This is a genomic window from Geoanaerobacter pelophilus, assembly GCF_018476885.1.
In the GTDB taxonomy this organism is placed as follows: domain Bacteria; phylum Desulfobacterota; class Desulfuromonadia; order Geobacterales; family DSM-12255; genus Geoanaerobacter; species Geoanaerobacter pelophilus.
Window position 1 is genome coordinate 41,292 of record NZ_JAHCVJ010000014.1, and the last position, 6,000, is coordinate 47,291.

A 6,000-nucleotide genomic window follows, 5' to 3' on the forward strand; every position below is an offset into this window, starting at 1 on the left:
CCACTAGTGAAACTTACCCCAACGCTCTCATTTGCCCTCAGATCGATTTTCAGGGAACAGTGCATAGGGAAGCATGCCATATATAAACTTCTTACAATCTAAATACGGGAGTCACCAGTTCCAGATGATCAACTCTTTCCTCCCTACTCCCTTAGCTCCTCCACCAACTGTATAGTCTATATCCACCAGCTTGGAAGAGAAGCTCTTAAAGATCTCCTGGATGTCGGGATGGTCATTGATACTTAGAATGGCATGGCCTTTCACTGCCCGCATCATTTCAGCCATCTCCTGGTATTGCTCGATCCCAAAAGGAACCCCATAACCCTCGGTTTGCCAATACGGTGGATCCAGATAGAAAACCGTGTGCGACCGATCATACTTGGTCATGCAGCGCTGCCAGGTTAAATGCTCGATACAAACCCTGGCCAGTCTTATATGTGCCTGGCTGAGATCCTCTTCAAGCCGCAGCAAATTCAATCGGGGCATGCTTGTCGTTGCCGTGCCGAATGTCCGGCCATCAACCTTGCCGCCAAATGATAGCTTTTGCAGGTAAAAAAACCGCGCTGCTCGCTGGATATCCGTCAATGTTTCCGGTGGCGTTTCCTGCAGCCACTCGAAGATTTTACGACTGGTTAAAGCCCATTTAAACTGTCGTAAAAACTCCTCAAGATGATGCTGGACTACTCTATATAATGTGACCAAGTCAAGATTGATATCGTTCAGCACTTCAACCTTGGATTGCTCTTTCATAAAGAGGATGGCAGCAGCCCCGGCGCAAGGTTCTACATAACAGGTATGCTCCGGGATGAGCGGCAATATATGTTTGGCAAGTCTTCTCTTGCCTCCTATCCATGGGAAAATCGGTTTATTCATTTGAGCCTCCATTGCAGTTTTGTCAGTTTATGGTAGGCTTACCCTTGCTCTGATCAGGGCGGGGCAGCCTTGGTCGGCTCACAGCCTTGTTCTGTGGGTTTGGCGTTCGAGTCGTATGCCAGTACGGCTCGATCGCTGCCTCTTAATTCCTTCCTATAAAGTCTCCATCAATTCAAACGCCACAGAGTGGTTATTAACGTATGGGAATTCGATCGCAGATAACCGCCGCAATGTTGCCAGCCAGCTCCGTTTTTTCAACAGTACTCCGGTGTCTGTTGGCTCGAATACAAAAAGCAGCGGCTGATCAATGCCTCGATCCCATTGCATGTCGAATATGTCGCTGAACGCCTGGTCCTGAGAGTTGACCGGCAGAGTAAACTGTATTACCCGACGCGGTTCAGATCGGTCATAATAATCCACTCCACCTTTTGACCGCTCTGAGGTAGTGTCTGTCTCGAGACTGATTGATGCGCCATAAGACATGTTTAAACCCGGTTCAAATGCCGGCGCGTAAAAGGCCCGGCCGATCTCAATATATCCGGCCGAGTTGGCGGTATCAACGATCTCGGTTTTCCAATAGCGGGCAGTTACTGCCGCAGTCAGAATGACATAAAAATCCTCTTGGTAACGCTTCTTGTTTTCCACGGCCGGGTAACCTTCCGGCCATACCGACAGTGCGGTTGAATCCCAAACCAACGACGTATAGCCCGAATCAGAATAGCCCCGAAATCTGACAGTGGCAGCAGAGCTGAGGTTGTGCCTAAGCAGCGCCAGGGCTCTAATGGCTCGCGGTGTGCCCATATCAGTATTGAACTGGGTGGATGCTGCCAGAGCATTCGTTGACCGGGCTTTTTTCGATAACAATGGGCTTTTCAGATTTGTCAGTGGCAGAGTGGCCGACCAGGATCCGCCGGACAATGTCGTGCTGTAACTGAGAGAATCATCCAAGCGGTTCGGGAAACAAAATAAACAAGGCATATCAGCCCCACAGATAAAAAGTGATTTTTTTAGCCGACAATTCCATATTCACGCCGATCAAGACAAATAGCTTTCCGGCATCATATCCGTAACGTGGGTACGTTATTTTTATGACTTTCCCGACCGTAGGCATGCTGGCAAGAACACTCGAGTCAATTGAGATCGATACATAATCCCGACGAACTTTCCGCAGACTAAGTTGCCGAGTGGTTTCTGTTTGTGCCGCCGCTGACGACACCAATAAACTGTCCAAGGTTATTTCTGTCGCCAACGGATGCACGGTCAAGACAGCATCATCAAAGTCATTTACCGTGCGATATTCTAAGGAAACCCGCGAAAGGTACTCCGTGGAAGGTGCGATTCTATAGGTGAAGATGTTGGCGCTATTGAACGATACGGCGATAAATGAGCCGTTACCATAAGAAATACCCTGCCAGTTGGCAGCTGACGGCAAGCCGACCTGATACCATAAAATACCGTCAGGAGAAACAGCTGCCACCTTGCTGTTATTCTCGACTGTCGCAACAAAAACCCTATTGCCATAAGTAATATTTGACCAATATGCCGTCATCGGCATGGTCCGCGCTGTCCAGGTTATTCCGTCGGGTGATGTGGCAAAAACATTGCTGTTGTAGACGATTGCCACAAAAAGCCCATTACCGAACGTGACAGACCTGCCAGCGCTGTTTGTTGGCGTCCGGGCCGTCCAGGTCACACCATCAGGAGAGGTTGCCAAAGCGCTGCCATTATAGGTAATAGCCACAAACACATTATTACCATAAGCAACGCTGGTCCAAGTACCATTAGCCAAGTCGCCTTGGCTCCAGGTAGTACCATCAGTCGAACTCAAGGCACAAACTGTACTGCTGGCAGCCAAGGCAACAAAGCGGCCATTCGCATAGGTAATAGCCACCCAAACACTTGAAACCGGCAACGTCCCAGGAGTCCAATTTATGCCGTCAGTTGATGTTGCATAAACATTGGTGGCATTGCCATTTGCCCCATTTCCCAGCAAGACAAAAGTGCCATTGCCATAAGCTATTTTTACCCAATAACCGCCAGTCGGAGGCGACGGCAGGGTCCGTGAGACCCAGGCAATACCGTCCGGGGATGTCGCGTAGGCCGAACCGTTTTGCGGGATTGCAACGAACAAGCCATTACCATAAGTGATTGCCGACCAATATGCTGATGCAGGGAGAGTTCCGGCAACCCAGGAGAAATTCAAGCTGCCGGCAAGACTTGTCATGTTCTGAACCGTGGCAACCTTGTCATAGTTCAAATTAACTTTCCAGACCGGTAAACCACGTCCTTCGTCTTTGGTAGGCAGTAGCTGAAGGTTGCTTATTTCCTGCTTTGTGAGTTCGATTTCAGGAGTGCCTGAAGGAGAATCCAACCGGCCAACATTGAGCTTATTATTCGCGTCAAACCCATACCATCCACCGATACTGCCGATTACCTCATCCAATGCCTTTGCAATGGTTGTTTCGCTATTTATATATATGCCAATAACAGCGCTATTAAGGGTGTCCAGATCAGTGAAGTCCTGGTCGATCAGGTCGTTTGTTGTGAGTACCCGCAAGGCGATCTGCTTTGCAATCTGGGCAGCAGTTCTATTTGCTGCAGTTGCACCCTGTATCCCGTCAAACGTTACAACTCCGGCTGGCGCCGATCCTAATCGGAACATGCCACCACCCAGCCATGCTCGGTAATATCCTTCGGCCGGCGGGTTTGCCTCCATATCTGCTTGGCTAGTGTAATTAGTGCCCCGGCCAAGTAGAACACCCTTGTCGTAAACTGCGGGGATATCCTGCAACGCCCCGTCATGCCCCTGATAAATCAACCGCGAGGTATTAACCAGAAAAGGCGTGGCATTCGACACCTGACCCAACAATACAGGTTTCGGCTTACCCTTGATGTCAGCAGTACCTTCAACCCCTGCGGGAAGAACGTTGGTGCCGGCATATTTATTTTCCTGGAAAGCTACATCAAGAACGACTTGGGGATCCTTTATCCTGATTGACACAGATGAATCGTTGAATACTGGTTGCTCCATGCTGCAACTCAACGTCATGCCAATAGTCACCCCAGCAATTAACTCTCGTATCACAGCGATTCTCCCACCTATTCCATAGTTGCGGAGGCTGTCCAGCTGGCCATCTTTATTGACCAGCTGTATTTCTCCGTAACCTATTTTGGATGCGCCTCTTGTAGTACCTTCACCAAACATCATTATTTTCAGCGCACCAGGGTTAGACACACATGGTTCATAGTAATAGCCGTCATAAATCCGACCGGAACCGCTGGTGAATCGGAGAGTTTCAACAGCACTGCCAGTATGGGCAGGGATTTCTATAAGATATTCACTCATTGATTAACCAATTGCCGGTTGTCACGTTCAATGCCAGACAGCACCTTTTCCAATGCCGTAAGTTTATCGATCTGCTGGGAATGCCCGGCGCCGGAGAGGCGAACCAGGGCGCGGACTTCGGTGATAACTTCCTTGAGCAGCGCAACCAGTTCGGAATTATCGCCGCCACTGCCGTTGACCTGGATTCCGTACTTGCGAAGCACTGCCGACGATGCCGGGTCGACAATGATCTCGCCTTTATGAACCTGGGCCATCTGGTCGTAAGGGATGAACGGTGAGCCAACGTCATAGCTGCTGATACCCAGCATTTTCTTGATTTCATCGGTGACATTGCCGCTGCCGTTGGCGATACTCAGCCAGACAATACCGTCACCGGTGTCAATCTTGCCGTTCGGGGAAGAAACGCCATTAACTATTGGCCCGACGTCATATTTAGAGTCGTAGCCGGTGCGCTTGCCAACTGAATATTCCATGGCGACCTGAGCATATTCTCTGGCCTTAACTTGCACCTCGGCAGCAACGGCAGCTGCCCTCGCCTGCTCTGCAGCTATTCTTTGACGCTCGGCCTCTGCTGCAGCCTGGGCATCGGCTGCCGCCTGGGTTGCGGAATCCTTGGCCGCCTGATCCGCCTTGAGGTACTGCTCAAGCAAAGTCGAAACGCCGCTGTTTTCACCCAGGATCGACTTGAGGTAGGTGAGCTGGTCGATATTGCCGTCAGCAATCGAGGCCTGGATCTCTTTAAGCTTGCTAAGCTGCTGCTGGGCCACGTCGATCTGGATCTCGGTGGAGGTTGGCAGGCCGCCAAGCTCGGCCAGGGTTTGAGTGACCAAGGCAAAATCGGCAGCATAGGCCGGACCGCTGGCATTGTAACTGCGCGACGAGGTCAGGAACTCCTGGGCGATCTGGCTGATCCCTTCCAAAGCAGAAACATCGCCGAGCCGGGCGCGGTCGGCAGTGGCCCGGAACGATGAGCCGAGCTGGTTGTACTTGAGATCAGGCGAGAGCGTCGAAAGATCACCACTCAGCATGTTTTTCAGAGTAGTCATGATCTGCATCTGAGCCGAAACTGCCGAGGATAGTTTGCTCTTGATCTGCTCGGCAGCAATGGTCATCTCGTTTGACGACTCTTTAAGGGTGGTTGAAACGTCTTTTACTGCCTTTTCATATTCAAGTTGCTGGACAATCAGCAGCTCAGTGACGTCATAGCCCTTGCCGAGATAATCCTGGTATTCTTTCTGCTGATCGATTACCAGCTCCAGGAGATCGGCCGAGGCATCGTTGCCGGCTACTCTCAAGCGGCGGATCTGCAGATCCTGTTGGGCTGCATACGCCGCGTCAACTGCGTCCATGACCGTGCCGAACGATTCGGCAATATTCATCAGAGAGGCAAAAAGCGCCTGGCCGGTTTCCCTGGTCAGATCCAAACTTTCAACCAGAGTCCTGAATCCTTCGCGGGTAGTTGGCACGGTTAAATGCATCTCGTTGAAAGCGACATTCACCTGGCGGGCTGCCTGGGCTGCCTTGCGCCCTTCCTGTTCGGCATCGCTGAACATGGTTGTAAAATAGGTGTCGATAGCGTCGGAGAATTTATCAAGCCCGCCCATAAGTTCGGTGAGCTTATAAGCAGCATTGGCGCCTGACATTGTTGATCTAATGAAAGTGCCGTCTATCAGCTCCAACCCTTCATTGACCCCCTGGAGCGAGGTAGACAGCCGGACAAGAGCATCAAAAGCGTTCTCGCCATAGAAAGCGAATTCGCGCAGCCCAGTCACATTCTTTGC

At 50.9% G+C, this 6,000-nt stretch carries 4 protein-coding genes; all 4 read right to left on the bottom strand.

All coding sequences use genetic code 11. The features are described 5' to 3' along the window. Positions 1-111: 111 nt before the first annotated feature. Entirely contained in the window at positions 112-873 is a 762-nt protein-coding gene (locus tag KI809_RS19950) for a DNA adenine methylase (RefSeq protein ID WP_214173367.1), read from the bottom strand. Between the two features lie 153 nt (positions 874-1,026). Then, entirely contained in the window at positions 1,027-1,851 is an 825-nt protein-coding gene (locus KI809_RS19955; protein WP_214173368.1) for a hypothetical protein, read from the bottom strand. 1 nt (position 1,852) lies between these two features. Then, entirely contained in the window at positions 1,853-4,219 is a 2,367-nt protein-coding gene (locus KI809_RS19960) for a DUF6242 domain-containing protein (RefSeq protein ID WP_214173369.1), read from the bottom strand. Next, positions 4,216-6,000, bottom strand: a 1,785-nt coding sequence (locus tag KI809_RS19965) for a hypothetical protein (RefSeq protein WP_214173370.1), incomplete at its 5' end; no start/stop codon positions are given. The genes KI809_RS19960 and KI809_RS19965, both read right to left, overlap by 4 nt.